Source organism: Oceanobacillus sp. FSL W7-1281, assembly GCF_037969835.1.
Lineage (GTDB): Bacteria > Bacillota > Bacilli > Bacillales > Amphibacillaceae > Oceanobacillus > Oceanobacillus oncorhynchi.
Genome location: NZ_CP150214.1, coordinates 4,366,088 through 4,380,264, shown reverse-complemented (window position 1 = coordinate 4,380,264; position 14,177 = coordinate 4,366,088). Strand labels below are relative to the sequence as shown.

Genomic DNA, 14,177 nt, shown 5'->3' with positions numbered 1-14,177 from the left:
CCTTCTTTCTTTTTTTGTGTTTTACCCTTTATAATAATGAAAGAATGAGTTCAGAAAAGAGCAGGAGTGCAAATAAATGGCTAAGAAATATGATTTTACAAAAGGCAGTATCGGGAAAAGTCTTTTTTATTTTTCAGGACCAATTCTTTTGGCAAATCTGTTGCAAACATCGTATCAATTTGTAGACAGTCTGTGGGTCGGTAATCTGCTTGGTGCGAATGCTTTGGGTGCGGTTGCCATTTCCGGGAGCATTATATTTGTGGTGCTTTCGTTGATTATTGGTTTAAATAATGCTGCTTTGACCATTTTGTCACAGCAGCAGGGGAAGCAGAATGAAGAGGGTCTTAAGCGTTATTTGAATGCATTTGTTGTTCTGATGACGTCCATTGCATTATTACTTGGCGTGTCAGGATATATCTTTGCAGACGTGCTGTTGGCAATGCTGGGCACGCCGGACGTAATGGCTGCAGACGCTGCTGCTTATCTGCGAATTAATTTTATGGGAATCCTTTTATTATTCGGTTATAACTTTATAAGTACAGTCCTGCGTTCAATAGGAGACAGTAAAACACCGCTTTATTTTGTGACGGCGGCAGTCCTGTTGAATACTGTGCTGGATCCGCTGTTTATTCATGTATTTGGCTGGGGCATCTCTGGTGCAGGCTATGCTACAGTTGTGTCACAAGGGTTTTCCTTTTTAATTGGCTTCCTTTATATTATAAAGAAGGATTTAGCACCGTTTACCTTACCAAGTCTGCCAAAATGGAAAGAAATTAAATTGATTCTGCATATCGGTATTCCTTCCAGCCTGCAAATGGCTGTGATTTCTGCCGGTGCGGCAGCAATTATCGGAGTTGTGGCGGCACAGGGAGAAGCGGTTGTTTCAGGGTATAGTGCGGCACAGCGTCTGGACAGTTTATTGATGCTGCCTGCACATGCTTTGAGTATTGCAATTTCCAGTATGGCTGGTCAGAACATCGGTGCACAAAATTGGGGAAGAGTCAGGGATGTGGCGAAGTACGGTGTGATTTATAATTTTCTTATTATGCTTCTTATCGGCATTATCGTCGCCATTTTTGCTGAGTATGGTGTAAAATTATTTATCCAGGATGAGGCAGCAGTCCAATTTGGAACGATATATCTTCAGATTGTTGCATTATGCTACCCGTTCTTAGGGATTAATTTTATCTTAAACGGCGTTGTTCGTGCAGCTGGCGCAATGTATCCTATCCTTATATTAAATATCATTTCATTCTGGATACTGCGTTATCCGCTGGCTGCTTTGTTCTCTTATCTGTTCGGTGATATTGGAATTGCAATCGGTGTAGGAGCAAGCTTTATCTTAAGCAGTGTAGTAGCCATTCTATATTATCGTTTTGGGAAATGGAGAGAGAAGAAGCTATTTGCAGATGCTTGAATGGGGAGGAACATAGATGATTTGGATCGTTGGTTTTGTATCCGGCTGTGTGCTTGGCAGTTTCTTATATGCTTTGCAGCAATGGACAGCAATTCCTGTTTACACGCTGCTGATGAATGTAGATTATTTTCCCGTAATTGGCGGAATGAATTTACCTGATTGGGTAGAGTTTTCCTTCCACTTGGGTGTTTCTGTGGCTATTGTCTGGTTTCTCTATCGCCTATTAACAAAGAAACATCTGGAGCAGAATCTGATGCCTTATATATGTTGTAATGCTGCGATTGGCCTGCTTATTTTCCCGACAACGATGCTATCTGACCGAACTCCGGAAATAGACAGTATAGAGGCGTGGCTTATCTGGCTGGCCGGACATATTGTATATGGTATTTCTATATGGGGGATGCTGAGGATAGGTGAATGGGTAAAGGAGAAAAAATATGAAACGTAGGAAAAAACGCCAGCTGGCAGATTTACTGAAATATTTGATGGTAATTGGGTTGGTATTTGTTTTCGGATTAATTTTCCTTTCTTTATTAGTCAATTATGTTTCGGATCATTCTGGACCAGAATTGGAAGAGTCGAAGCCCGTCCCATCTTTGAATCAGCAAATTTGGGAATATAGACCGATCGTGGAAAAGTATGCGGAGCAGCACGGGATTGAGGAGGAGACAAATACAATTCTTGCTATGATGATGCAGGAATCTGGCGGGCAAGGTACAGATCCGATGCAATCCTCTGAAAGCCTGTGCGGGGAAAGGGGCTGTATTGATGATCCAGAGCATTCGATTGAACAGGGAGTATCCTTTTTTGCCTGGGTGTATGAACAGGCAGAAGGCGATACCGCATTAGCAGTCCAAGCTTATAATTTTGGTCCTGGTTTTATTGATTATGTACAGGAAATGGAAGAACCTTATTCGGAGGACGCTGCCATTGCTTATTCGCAGTATATGTATGAAGAGGCGGGAAGGGAGGCTTCCATTTATGCCTGCCGGAGAGAAGAAGCAGAAGAACTAGATGCATGCTATGGAGACATTTATTATGTTTCTTCTGTCATGTCCTATAAGGAAGCAATAGAAATGGAACTGGAAAACTGATATGATAACAGTATGTGAAATGCTCTTGATTCAGAGCAGCTTTTACATACAGAAGTGTTGTCATATCTTTTTTGTGCATGAAAAGAATCGTTCTACAATGCATATTTCCAAGCAATTAACTGATGATTATGACAACAGTGGATACTAAAAAAACAAGGCGGAGGATGATTTTTTATGAAAGCTATTCAGACAAATAATGCACCAGCAGCAATTGGACCATACTCTCAAGCAATCGAAGCAGGAGATTTTCTTTATATTTCCGGACAAATTCCGATTGATCCGGCAACAGGGGATGTCGTAGAAGGAATTGAAGCGCAGACGAAGCAAGTATTAGCAAATTTACAGGCTATTTTAGATGAAGCGGGGTTAAGCTTTGCAAACGCAGTGAAATTTACGATTTTCTTAAATTCCATGGAGGATTTTGCGACAGTGAATGAAATTTATGGAGCAGCGTTGTCCGAGCCATATCCGGCACGTGCTTGTGTGGAAGTGAGCCGTCTTCCGAAAGACGTTCTTGTAGAAATGGATATTGTAGCATACCGTAAAGCATAAGGAGTGATTATATGGAGAATTTTATCTATCACAATCCAACGAAACTTATCTTTGGAAAAGGACAAATCGAAAAGCTGGCTGGCGAAATTCAGCCTTACGGAAGCCGTATTCTGATTGTATATGGCGGAGGAAGTATTAAACGAAATGGCATCTATGATCGTGTATTGGAAGAATTGAAAAAAATCAATGCGGAGGTGTTTGAGCTTTCTGGTGTAGAACCTAACCCGCGTATTTCTACAGTACGGGAAGGCGTACGTATTTGCCGCGAACAGAGAATTGATTTTATCTTGGCTATCGGTGGAGGCAGCACTATTGACTGCTCCAAAGCAATCGCTGTCGGCGCCGTAACGGATGCAGATATGTGGGATGTAGTGACGAAAAAGGAAAAGCCGGCAGGTGCACTGCCATTTGGAACGATTCTCACCTTAGCTGCTACAGGCTCTGAGATGAATTCGGGCTCTGTTATTACCAATTGGGAAACCAATGAAAAGCATGGATGGGGGTCTCCGTATACCTATCCAAAATTTTCTATTCTGGATCCTGTGCATACTTTCTCTGTACCGCGGGATCAAACCATTTATGGATTGGTAGATATGATGTCGCATGTATTAGAGCATTATTTTCATCATGAAGAAAATACACCGATTCAAGACAGATGGTGTGAAGGTATTCTGTTGACCCTGATTGATGTAGGGCCGAAACTATTAGCAGACCCTGAAAATTATGCCTATCGCTCTACAGCAATGCTGGGCGGAACACTGGCCTTAAATAATATGCTGAATTTAGGTTATCGGGGTGATTGGGCAACGCATAATTTAGAGCATGCGGTTTCTGCTGTCCACGATATTCCGCATGGCGGCGGTTTAGCTATCCTATTCCCGAATTGGATGCGGCATGTACTGGATGAGAATAATGTACATCGCTTTAAGCAGCTTGCTGTCCGGGTCTTTGACGTAGATACCATAGGGAAATCAGATAAAGTAGTTGCCTTAGAAGGAATTGACAAACTGCGTGAATTTTGGAATGAACTTGGTGCGCCATCCAGTTTGACAGATTATGATATAGACGAGTCCACGCTTGAAGAAATGGCGGAGAAAACCGTGGTGGCAAACCCGACATTCGGCAACTATCGTGCTTTAACGAAGAAGGATTCCCTGGAGATTTTTAAAGAAAGTCTGTAATTTCCCGGGAAATCATGTCTGACTATACAAAGAAGAGCTTGCAGTTATTCATAAACTGCAAGCTCTTCTTTAATTTGCAAACGTATTTTATCAAGACATTCTTCCGGTGTCTTGCCAAACACACGCTTATTATTTACTAATGCGTACGGCCGAACGGCACAAAGTCCGCAAAACGACAGGCATTCATTCATAAGAACCGCTACCTCAGGGAATTCTTTCTCTAAGATGGATTCAATATCTATAGTAGTGATGGCATTTCCGTCACATATTTCTACGACAACGATACCCATTGCTATCACTTTCTTTCTATAATAATTAACGCTACTTTGTTAGTTTTAGCATAATTATAGAAACAAATCAATATTTTTATCTGGATGAGAAAGTGTGCGAATGAGAATGCTTTGTATTCGGTTCATGTTCATAACGTAACCAGGCAACAAGCATGATAAAGCCGCAAAGAATAAGCAGCAGGCCGGTTGTTAAAAAGACGGAAGAGAATCCCCAGGTTGCAGCGATGGTACCGCCAAGCATGGGACCGATAATGTTTCCGAAAAAGCGTAAACTTGTATCGTAGCCAAGTACTTCTCCTTGTGTAGACAGCGGTGCTTCTTTCCGGATATAAGCCACACGGATTGGGATAACTCCACCAAGGAACAAACCGAGTAAGAATCGCATAATGACTAATTGCCAAATACTCGTAATGAACATACCCGGCAAATAGACCAAGCCGGAAACAAACAGCATGATAATTAATATTTTCGTATAGCCGTGCTTATCTCCGATCATTCCCCAGCGTCTGGTCATCAACAGATTGCCTACCCCTGTGGCGGAGAAGGCAATTCCTGCAAAGAATGCGAGGTTGACCGGACCATGAATTTCTTCAACGAATAATGATAAAATCGGCTGAACGCTGAAGTGAGCAATCTGTACAAGTGCTGACATCAATAAAACAATCAATAAGATTGGTTTACGCAGGATATACTGCAATACTTCTTTTCTGGAGTAATTCTTTGTATCCTCTTCTTTTGAAAAGGTCACCTTCATTTCTTTCACTCCAAATATAACGAGCAATCCGGAGATAAAGATAGTGATCGCTACCCACTTAAAGGTGCTGGAATACCCAAATGCATCTGCCAGCGCCCCACCTAATAAGGGTCCCATCAAAGAACCGGTGATGGTTCCGGTCTGCAGGGTGCCTAATACTTTCCCGGCAACTTCTTTAGGCGTCTGGGTTGCGATAAACGCCTGAGACATTGGAATAAATCCTGTTACGATTCCCATTAAAAAGCGCAAAAGAAATAACTGCCATACGGCTGTGACGAATCCCATTAAAAATACGGAAATTCCGATTCCTAATGCAGACATCACCATTAAACGTTTCCTGCCGAAGCGGTCGCCGACTCTTCCCCAAATCGGGGCAAAGATAAATGCACTGATGAAAGTAACGGCAAAGGTCAATCCAGACCATGTCTGCACATAAGACGCAGAAAAGTTTCCCATGGACTGAATGTATAAGGAAATAAAAGGCACAACCATTGTCATGCTTCCGCTAATAAAGAAATTAGCAAACCACATAATCACTAAGTTACGTTTTACTCCTGGGTGTGTATTAATAACGTTCAAACCTTCTTTCTGACATTGTAAGAACTGCAGATTCATGTACACTTATTGATTCAAGCATACAGCAGGGGAAATCGAATTTGCTGTATGCATTTTCGTTTTGAAATGGGATAAGCGTCTTTAGTACATATGAAAAAGGCATAAGTGCAATGACCCATACCTTCTCTAAAACAATCTGCAGCCGTCCGTTTAAGTTGCATAAATGCATAACGCTATCACCATCTGTAAAATTCCTTCCATCCTGAAACAAAGGAATGCGGAATTTTACTAAAAGTTATCCTTTATTTATTTCGCTACTCCAAATATACACTAACACGAACTAAATGAAAAGGTATCTGCTCACAAAAAGGATTTATTTTAACATCTCAATTTTCGCATATTAAAAAGTAACTTCTTTTCTATAGAAACAGGAGTTGATCGTGCCTTGGGTAACTCCCTTGACCTAGACAAATAATAGAAGATGAAGTGTAAAGCACCGCAGGATATTCTATACGTGGAAAACAAATCACCAAATAGATGCTTGATCAGGTAGAACATATTTTTCATGCTATATGGTAAAATGTTCCGCCAAGATTACTTTCTGTGGAGAGAAGCTATTCCCTGTATTTCATATCCATGCTGTTATGATTGGTTGTGCTGGCGAAAGCTTCTATTTTGTCCAACCCACAAAAAACGTTTTATCATAAAAAAAGACAGGGAATCAGCAAGGTACATGGACAGTGGGCCTGCATGATAAATATAATTCAAAGCTTTTCCTATAGAAATAAATCATTTGATAGAAGCTCCTGAAACTGGCAGCATGTTTTTATGCAGAACTTTATTCAGCCGACAGAATAAATTAATGATTTAAAAACATGTAAACATTTTTCCTTCGGGTTATAATAGATGACGATAGTTGCTCATCATAAATATCAAACGTAGGGGTTAAAAAACGCTTACGAAGAAAAGGAGTAAACAGAATGAATAAAAAGGTAGTATCCGTGCTGAAATACGTAGCACTAAGCTGCATATTATTTTTTAGTATCCTATTGCCAGTTTCAGCAGCTTCTAATACGACGATTATCTATGGGGAAAAACTCAGTGACAGTCAGCGGGCGGAAGTTCGGGAGGCTTTGGAAATCTCAGATGATGACACATATGAAGAACATGACGTTACAGGACAAGATTATGCTGATTTTATAAATGGAAATCCAGATGCAAATATGTATTCTTCTGCAGGAATTACGCTGGAGTCAAGCGGTTCCGGCCTGGAAGTAAATATTTTAACACCGGATAATATTACGGAAGTAACCAGAGAAATGTATATGAACGCACTGTTAACAGCCGGAGCGGAAAATGCGACGGTAGATGTTGTTTCTCCAGTCAGAGTATCTGGTCATTCTGCATTGACAGGAATATATAAAGCCTATGATGTAGAAGGAGTAGAATTAGATCCGGAACGAATGGAATTAGCTAACGATGAGTTAGAAGTAGCAACAGATTTAGCAGATAATGAAGATATCAGTGATGAAGAGGTAAGTACGCTTTTAACAGAAATCAAAAAAATGATTGCTGAACAGAATCCAGTAACCAGAGAAGAAGTAGAGCAAATCGTTAATGAGCAGCTTAACAATCTGGACATTCAGCTGAATGACGCTGACAGGCAGATGCTTATTGATTTAGTAAATCGAATGAGGGATTTAGAAATCGACTTTGGAGCAATGAGAGATCAGCTTGAGAGTATTACAAATGACCTTGTCGAAAGAGCAGAGGATTTAGGTTTAGACAGGGGATTTTGGGAGAGAGTGGCGAACTTCTTTAGTGATATCTTCCGTTCCATTGCAAACTTTTTTAGCAGCTAATTGAATACTGGCAAGCAGTTGACGAAGAGTTCTCTAATCATAGAGGGCTCTTTTTTTATATTACAGAAACGAGCCTTTGACGTGGGTTTGTCATAATGCATACGCTTTACCGCTCTTCTATAACAAATATGTTACAAATGTAATAGTAAACAGGGCATATGTAATCATTGTAATTTACACTTAACTCTTCTGTAACTGTATTCTTCTGATTCCTGTGATAGGATAGTCATTGTGAAAAAACATAAGGAGGTTATCAGATGAGAAAACTCGTAGCAGCATTATCTGCTGGAATTATTATAACCGGTACAGCTGCAACAACAGTTTCCGCTGACGCAAATGAACACAAGGTAGAATCAGGAGAGAGCTTATGGAAGATTGCAGCTCAATATGATACAAGCGTGCAAAACTTACTTGATATAAATGATCTTAAATCAGAGGTAATTCACCCGAAAGATGTTATTAAGGTAAGTGAATCTGATGAAGATGGAGAAGAAACAGTATACACAGTAGAAAAAGGGGACACCCTTTCAGCTATTGCTAAAGAATTCAATGTATCTGTCAACGATATTAAAGAATGGAATAACCTTTCATCTGATATTATCGTGATCGGTAATGAATTATCCATAAATGGAACAGCTGAAGCACCAGCAGTGGAAGAAGAAGCTGCAGAAGAACCGGCTGAAGAGCCAGCAGTAGAGGAAGAAGCTGCAGAGGAACCGGCTGAAGAGCCAGCAGTAGAGGAAGAAGCTGCAGAAGAACCGGCTGAAGAGCCAGCAGTAGAGGAAGAAGCTGCAGAAGCTACTGTAGAGCAAACTTCTAATGAAGAAGCAACTGCTTCTGAATCAGAAGAACAGTCTTCGGACAATGGTTCTCCACAAGGAGAAACAATTTCTGTAGAAGCAACTGCATATACAGCAGATTGTAATGGATGTTCTGGAGTAACTGCAACTGGTGTAGATTTAAACCAAGACCCTAATGCGAAAGTAATCGCAGTAGACCCAAGTGTTATTCCTTTGGGAAGTGAAGTTTATGTAGAAGGTTATGGCTATGCAACTGCTGCTGATACTGGCGGTGCAATCAACGGAAACAAAATCGACCTTCACGTACCATCCCAAGATGAAGCAGTAAACTTTGGAAGACAACAAGTTAACGTAACAATCGTTGAATAAATCGTATAAAAATAGCTTAAGAGTCTATGAAACTCTTAAGCTATTTTTTTTAGTTGAGAAAATAAATATAATAAAAAAGGCATCATACTTTTGATTATATAAGCATGAGACCCTATGAAGTCATGATATTTAGCTGTCCGTATCTCGTAGTTATCACGCAGAGTTTTTCTGATATACATGCGTTTCATCTATTATCAACGATCATCTGATTTTTTCTTTACATTTTAAAAAGACGAATAAACATTTGCTGATATATTTTACACCCCAGAAAGCCGGCAGTGTTATCTTTATCAAATTTTTGGAATATCCTCTTTAGTTCTGAAATTCGGTAGAAGTGGCAGCCGGGCTTTGTTCAATTTCTTCATTACTATCGTTATGAGCACTTGAATAGCCTAAAGCTCCTACTGCAGCAATGACAAAAATAAACAAAGTAAGTAGAACTTTTCGCATGTTTCTTTTCAACCCTCCATCATATATTTAAAGTATGTGTTCAAAAAAAGTTCACTCTATCAAAGTATCATTTTTTAAGAGACTTTTTGAACATCCTTTTTAATAATATTCAACTCTCTTAGTATAGGACAATATGGTCAAATTGGCTAGCAGGAAAAACATTAATTTTCATATATATTCGCTAATTCTGTGAATAACTGGATTGGGTTATTTATATGTTATACTTGAAAGGGATTACATTTTTGACAAAGAGTTGTCCGCAGACCCATGCGGTGCAAAGTTACATTTTACAATGCTTTAAAGGAGGAAAATAGGGTATGACAAGCCGAAAATTAGATCATTTTTTGGAATCAAATATAAATGATTTAAAGGAAAATGGTCTCTATAACGAAATTGATACCGTAGAAGGTGCAAATGGCCCGGAAATTACAATCAAAGGAGAAACATTAGTCAATCTTTCTTCTAATAATTACTTAGGGCTTGCGACGCACCATGAATTAAAAGATGCAGCCAAGCAAGCTGTGGATTCCCATGGTGCCGGCGCTGGCGCTGTCCGCACGATTAATGGAACGCTTGACTTGCATATCGAATTGGAAAAGAGAATTGCTGCATTTAAAGGAACAGAAGCAGCTATCGCTTATCAATCTGGATTTAACTGTAATATGGCAGCGATTTCGGCTGTAATGGATAAAAATGATGCGATTCTATCGGATTCTTTAAACCACGCCTCTATTATTGACGGCTGCCGCTTATCGAAGGCGAAGATTATTCGATTTGAGCATTCAGATATGGCGGATTTACGTGCGAAAGCGAAGGAAGCGACAGAATCAGGGACATATAATAAAGTGATGGTAATTACGGATGGCGTATTCTCCATGGATGGAGATATCGCGAAGCTTCCGGAGATAGTGGAAATCGCTGAAGAATTTGATTTGATTACTTATGTAGATGATGCACATGGCTCAGGAGTAACTGGTGACGGTGCAGGAACAGTAAAGCATTTTGGCTTGCAGGATAAAGTTGATTTTCAAATGGGCACCCTGTCGAAAGCAATTGGTGTTATCGGCGGTTATGTTGCAGGGAAACAATCATTAATCGATTGGTTGAAAGTCCGTTCCCGTCCATTCTTATTTTCTACAGCGGTTTCTCCAGCAGATGCAGCTGCAAGTACAAGAGCAATTGAAATGCTCATGGAGAGTACAAAACTGAATGAAAAGCTCTGGGAGAACGGGGATTATTTGAAAAAAGGGCTGAAAGAACTTGGTTTTGACATTGGAGACAGTGAAACACCAATTACGCCTTGTATTATCGGTGATGAAAAACAGGCACAGACATTTAGTAAAAGACTGTATGAAGAGGGTGTTTATGCGAAAGCGATCGTGTTCCCGACAGTTCCGAGGGGTACCGGACGGGTTCGTAATATGCCGACAGCTGCGCATACGAAAGAAATGCTGGATCGTGCTATTGTCATCTATGAAAAAATCGGTAAAGAATTGAAACTTATTTAAAAAAATAAGAGCGCGTGTTCAAAAGGCTGATTGAAAGCTGCAAATTCTTTCTAACGGCATTTTGAACATCCTCTCAATGGAGGTTTTCCGAGATGAAAAAAATATTAGTGACCGGTGCATTAGGCCAAATCGGATCAGAATTAACGGAGAAGCTTCGTAGTACATACGGTGAGGATAATGTCATTGCTTCTGATATCCGGAGACCGGAGCAGCCATCAGGAATATTTGAAGAAATCGATGTGACAAAGGAAAAGGAAATTTATGAGATTGCCAAAAAATATAAGGTAGATACAATTATCCATTTAGCTGCACTTTTATCTGCTAAGGCAGAAGCTTTTCCAAAAGTCGCCTGGGAAATCAATATGGGCGGACTGGTAAATGCGCTGGAAGCTGCGAAGGAACTGGATTTAAAATTTTTCACACCAAGCTCGATTGGAGCTTTTGGACCAAGTACACCGAAAGCCAACACACCGCAGGACACGCTGCAGCGGCCGACGACAATGTATGGGGTAAATAAAGTAGCAGGAGAGATTCTTTGTGATTACTATTATTCCAGATTCGGAGTAGATACCAGAGGAGTTCGTTTTCCAGGTTTAATTTCCTATGTAACTGCTCCAGGCGGCGGTACGACAGACTACGCGGTGGAAGTGTATTATGAAGCGCTTCGGTCAGGAACATATACCTCCTATATTGCAAAAGGAACGCATATGGATATGATGTATATGCCCGATGCTTTACAAGCGATTATTCAACTGATGGAAGCAGATCCCGATCGCTTAAAGCATCGCAATGCCTTCAATATTACTGCAATGTCTGCTGCGCCGGAGCATTTTGAAAAAGCAATCCGCAAGCACATTCCTGATTTCACAATGGATTATCAGGTAGACCCGGTCCGGCAAGGAATTGCAGAGAGCTGGCCGGATTCGATTAATGCGGCGGCTGCCAAAGAGGAATGGGATTTTGAAGCAGCATATGATATGGACGTGATGACATTGGATATGCTGGAAAAAGTTCGCGAGAAAATAAAGAAGAATAGTGCATAACAGGACAAAATCATTCCAGGGTTTCAAGTGAAAAACGCACTTATATTTCAATCGTTTAAACTACTCCTTTTATATCAGAACCCTTTTTACTATTTTTTGACTGCTGTAAAGGAAGTATCTCCGTGTAAATTAAAAAACCGCCTTATTGTCCAGGTTAATCAATGACGACCATGGACATAAGGTGGTTTTCAATAATACTGCGGATGTAAGATTGGGTATAGCGTTCTGGATTAAACAATGCATGGATAGCCAGCCCATCGAGTATACTATACAATTTCTCTAATTCAATATCTCTATAAATATCTTTTTTCAATAAGTCATTTTCTTCTAAAGTCGTTAAAACTAATTCAATAACTTTTAAAACATCATCGTTATTGAGGTCAAATCCATCCTCTTTTCGACCATGAGTAATAAAGGCAAACCAAACCTCCATTTCCTTTCTTGAAATGTCATTATAAGGAGTTATCTCCATTAGAAGCTGAACCAATTTTTCTAGAACAGGCAGATCTTTCTCCATAATTTTTTTAATCCTAAACCCCACGTTTTCTTTTAATAATTCCATTGCAAATTTAAGAAGTTCTTTACGAGTAGGAAAATAATACCTGAGAGCGGATTGAGAAATTCCAGTTTCTTCTGCTATTTTTCGTGTCGTTGCTTGTTCAATTCCCTTTTGAGATATAATTTCCCATGTAGATTTTGCGATCTGTTCCCGACGTTTGCTATGATCAACTTTTTTTGGCATAGAATAATTGTATCAGATAAGAAGTGAAAAACAAAACTTTTTCGCTCAATTGAGCTATTAAAATTGCGCGGTCGTTTATCGTTATGATAAAATCTTTTTAGCTCAATTGAACTAAAAAAGTTTGCTTAACTAAATACTCAAGTCAAATGATGGAATTTAATTTTAGAACAACCAAAAAAGCTTTAGACAGCGAAGGGGCAGATGGGATGAAGGGGCAGGAAAATCGAATAAGATTATTAGATGTGTTAAGAGGCTTTGCGATTATTGGCACGTTAGGAACGAATATCTGGTTGTTTGCTCAGCCGGGGAATATTATGACCGTTTTTTCAAATGCAAATTGGTGGGAAAGCTTAGACTCTTTCCTGCAAGCTTTCCTATCTGTATTTGTTAATGGTAAATTTTTAAGCTTATTGACTATTATGTTCGGAATTGGTTTGGAGTTGAAATATCGTAAAGCTGCAAGAGAAGGTCTTCCATGGATTCGCCTGTATTTATGGACGATGTTTCTGCTGTTTTTAGATGGTTTATTACATTTTATTTTTGTGTTTGAATACGATATTCTAATGAGTTATGCAATTACAGGAATGATCGTTGCCTTCATTATTCGTTATCGTGAAGAAATGATGAAGAAAACGATGATAGTATCAGCAATTATTCATCTTACGGGCGTAATGCTGCTGTCGATAGCATGGTTCTTCTTAATCAAAGAAGCGTCATTTCTAAATGAAATGGCGAGAATATCTCAAGAAACAAGTAATTTATACTCCAGCCAGAGTTATTGGCAACAAGTACAATTTAGAATTCGAGACTTTTGGGGGTTAAGGGTAGAAGCTATTCTAATAATCTTTATGAATATCACCTTGTATATTTTAGGAATCCGGTTATTCCGTGCAGGTGCATTTTCAAATAACGAAAATGGGCAGCGTCTTCGGAAAAAACTAATGATATATGGTCTCGGTATTGGGATACCATTAAATTTACTTACATTAGTTCCGGGCGGATATTTTGATATTGCTTCCCGGTATATATTTGCCCCGGTTTTGGCATTAGGCTATATTGGCTTATTCGCTTGGGTACTGAAAATAAGAATAGCCCCATGGCTGATTAATCGATTTGAATCTATAGGAAAAACCGCCTTAAGCTGTTATATATTACAAAATATAGTGGCATCAATTATCTTTTATGGCTGGGGGACAGGAGTGGCTCCGTTGTCTTCCGCTTATACTGTAATTGTTTATTGGATTCTTATCACAATAGTGATGATGATAAGTGCTGAACTTTTCATCAAGTATTTAGGTAGTGGTCCGTTGGAATACTTGTGGAGAAAATTATCATATTCCCCATTTAAAAAATAAAGTGATCCGTTATACAATCAAATTTTAAAGTGCAGCTAAAAGTTTGTATGATGCAACGGATTGATTCTTTAAACTAACTCTAAAATAAGAGGTTATTTAGCAATAGCAGCTTTTTTATATGTATGAAAAAGAAAGAGACTGCTTCACAACCATGTAATCGATTGTGCAGCAATCTCTTTTCTAATGTTCCTTATCACAAGCTTCT

14 protein-coding genes are annotated in these 14,177 nt (G+C 39.5%); 10 read left to right on the top strand and 4 right to left on the bottom strand.

All coding sequences use genetic code 11. From position 1 onward, the window contains the following. The first annotated feature begins 76 nt into the window (after positions 1-76). The 5 genes from MKX55_RS21230 (at position 77) to MKX55_RS21210 (ending at position 4,244) form a co-directional block, all read left to right on the top strand. Positions 77-1,417: an MATE family efflux transporter gene (locus MKX55_RS21230; RefSeq protein WP_339234786.1), complete on the top strand. Its 1,341-nt coding sequence runs from the start codon at positions 77-79 to the stop codon at positions 1,415-1,417. 16 nt (positions 1,418-1,433) lie between these two features. Further along, positions 1,434-1,865 (top strand): hypothetical protein, encoded by a 432-nt coding sequence (locus tag MKX55_RS21225; RefSeq protein WP_339234783.1) that lies wholly within the window; start codon positions 1,434-1,436, stop codon positions 1,863-1,865. Beyond that, positions 1,855-2,511, top strand: a complete 657-nt coding sequence (locus tag MKX55_RS21220; RefSeq protein ID WP_339234780.1) for a lysozyme family protein — start codon at positions 1,855-1,857, stop codon at positions 2,509-2,511. Before MKX55_RS21225 ends, MKX55_RS21220 begins: the two co-directional genes overlap by 11 nt. A 174-nt stretch (positions 2,512-2,685) precedes the next feature. Continuing rightward, positions 2,686-3,063, top strand: coding sequence for a RidA family protein (locus tag MKX55_RS21215; RefSeq protein ID WP_042529292.1), 378 nt, complete (start codon positions 2,686-2,688; stop codon positions 3,061-3,063). Positions 3,064-3,074: 11 nt separating this feature from the next. Beyond that, positions 3,075-4,244, top strand: coding sequence for an iron-containing alcohol dehydrogenase (locus MKX55_RS21210; protein ID WP_339234778.1), 1,170 nt, complete (start codon positions 3,075-3,077; stop codon positions 4,242-4,244). A 44-nt stretch (positions 4,245-4,288) separates the two neighbouring features. On the opposite strand, the gene MKX55_RS21205 is transcribed toward MKX55_RS21210, so the two are convergent. After that, entirely contained in the window at positions 4,289-4,534 is a 246-nt protein-coding gene (locus tag MKX55_RS21205) for a YuzB family protein (protein ID WP_042529296.1), read from the bottom strand. Positions 4,535-4,610: 76 nt separating this feature from the next. After that, on the bottom strand, positions 4,611-5,819 hold the full coding sequence (locus MKX55_RS21200; protein ID WP_339238592.1) for an MFS transporter: 1,209 nt from the start codon (positions 5,817-5,819) through the stop codon (positions 4,611-4,613). 1,004 nt (positions 5,820-6,823) lie between these two features. Here MKX55_RS21200 and MKX55_RS21195 point away from each other — a divergent pair. Beyond that, positions 6,824-7,705, top strand: a complete 882-nt coding sequence (locus MKX55_RS21195; RefSeq protein ID WP_339180541.1) for a DUF1002 domain-containing protein — start codon at positions 6,824-6,826, stop codon at positions 7,703-7,705. Between the two features lie 257 nt (positions 7,706-7,962). After that, the gene (locus MKX55_RS21190) at positions 7,963-8,874 is read left to right on the top strand and encodes a LysM peptidoglycan-binding domain-containing protein (RefSeq protein ID WP_339234775.1); all 912 of its coding nucleotides are present in this window, start codon (positions 7,963-7,965) and stop codon (positions 8,872-8,874) included. 312 nt (positions 8,875-9,186) lie between these two features. Here the strand turns inward: MKX55_RS21190 and MKX55_RS21185 are convergent, their stop codons facing one another. After that, complete coding sequence (locus MKX55_RS21185) at positions 9,187-9,324, bottom strand: hypothetical protein (protein ID WP_175296993.1); 138 nt, start codon at positions 9,322-9,324, stop codon at positions 9,187-9,189. Positions 9,325-9,641: 317 nt separating this feature from the next. Between MKX55_RS21185 and MKX55_RS21180 the strand changes: the two genes are divergently transcribed. After that, positions 9,642-10,832: a glycine C-acetyltransferase gene (locus MKX55_RS21180; protein WP_339234773.1), complete on the top strand. Its 1,191-nt coding sequence runs from the start codon at positions 9,642-9,644 to the stop codon at positions 10,830-10,832. A 92-nt stretch (positions 10,833-10,924) separates the two neighbouring features. Then, a complete protein-coding gene (locus tag MKX55_RS21175; protein WP_339234770.1) occupies positions 10,925-11,875 on the top strand; it encodes an L-threonine 3-dehydrogenase in 951 nt (316 codons plus the stop codon). A gap of 154 nt (positions 11,876-12,029) precedes the next feature. On the opposite strand, the gene MKX55_RS21170 is transcribed toward MKX55_RS21175, so the two are convergent. Next, complete coding sequence (locus MKX55_RS21170; RefSeq protein WP_339234768.1) at positions 12,030-12,617, bottom strand: TetR/AcrR family transcriptional regulator; 588 nt, start codon at positions 12,615-12,617, stop codon at positions 12,030-12,032. Positions 12,618-12,823: 206 nt separating this feature from the next. Between MKX55_RS21170 and MKX55_RS21165 the strand changes: the two genes are divergently transcribed. Then, entirely contained in the window at positions 12,824-13,972 is a 1,149-nt protein-coding gene (locus MKX55_RS21165) for a DUF418 domain-containing protein (RefSeq protein WP_339180529.1), read from the top strand. The last annotated feature ends 205 nt before the right edge of the window (positions 13,973-14,177 follow it).

Bases quoted from the DNA above. Each gene is read 5' to 3' on its own strand.
- MKX55_RS21230 (WP_339234786.1), top strand. From the start codon at position 77: ATGGCTAAGAAATATGATTTTACAAAAGGCAGTATCGGGAAAAGTCTT.
- MKX55_RS21225 (WP_339234783.1), top strand. From the start codon at position 1,434: ATGATTTGGATCGTTGGTTTTGTATCCGGCTGTGTGCTTGGCAGTTTC.
- MKX55_RS21220 (WP_339234780.1), top strand. From the start codon at position 1,855: ATGAAACGTAGGAAAAAACGCCAGCTGGCAGATTTACTGAAATATTTG.
- MKX55_RS21215 (WP_042529292.1), top strand. From the start codon at position 2,686: ATGAAAGCTATTCAGACAAATAATGCACCAGCAGCAATTGGACCATAC.
- MKX55_RS21210 (WP_339234778.1), top strand. From the start codon at position 3,075: ATGGAGAATTTTATCTATCACAATCCAACGAAACTTATCTTTGGAAAA.
- MKX55_RS21205 (WP_042529296.1), bottom strand. From the start codon at position 4,534: ATGGGTATCGTTGTCGTAGAAATATGTGACGGAAATGCCATCACTACT.
- MKX55_RS21200 (WP_339238592.1), bottom strand. From the start codon at position 5,819: ATGTGGTTTGCTAATTTCTTTATTAGCGGAAGCATGACAATGGTTGTG.
- MKX55_RS21195 (WP_339180541.1), top strand. From the start codon at position 6,824: ATGAATAAAAAGGTAGTATCCGTGCTGAAATACGTAGCACTAAGCTGC.
- MKX55_RS21190 (WP_339234775.1), top strand. From the start codon at position 7,963: ATGAGAAAACTCGTAGCAGCATTATCTGCTGGAATTATTATAACCGGT.
- MKX55_RS21185 (WP_175296993.1), bottom strand. From the start codon at position 9,324: ATGCGAAAAGTTCTACTTACTTTGTTTATTTTTGTCATTGCTGCAGTA.
- MKX55_RS21180 (WP_339234773.1), top strand. From the start codon at position 9,642: ATGACAAGCCGAAAATTAGATCATTTTTTGGAATCAAATATAAATGAT.
- MKX55_RS21175 (WP_339234770.1), top strand. From the start codon at position 10,925: ATGAAAAAAATATTAGTGACCGGTGCATTAGGCCAAATCGGATCAGAA.
- MKX55_RS21170 (WP_339234768.1), bottom strand. From the start codon at position 12,617: ATGCCAAAAAAAGTTGATCATAGCAAACGTCGGGAACAGATCGCAAAA.
- MKX55_RS21165 (WP_339180529.1), top strand. From the start codon at position 12,824: ATGAAGGGGCAGGAAAATCGAATAAGATTATTAGATGTGTTAAGAGGC.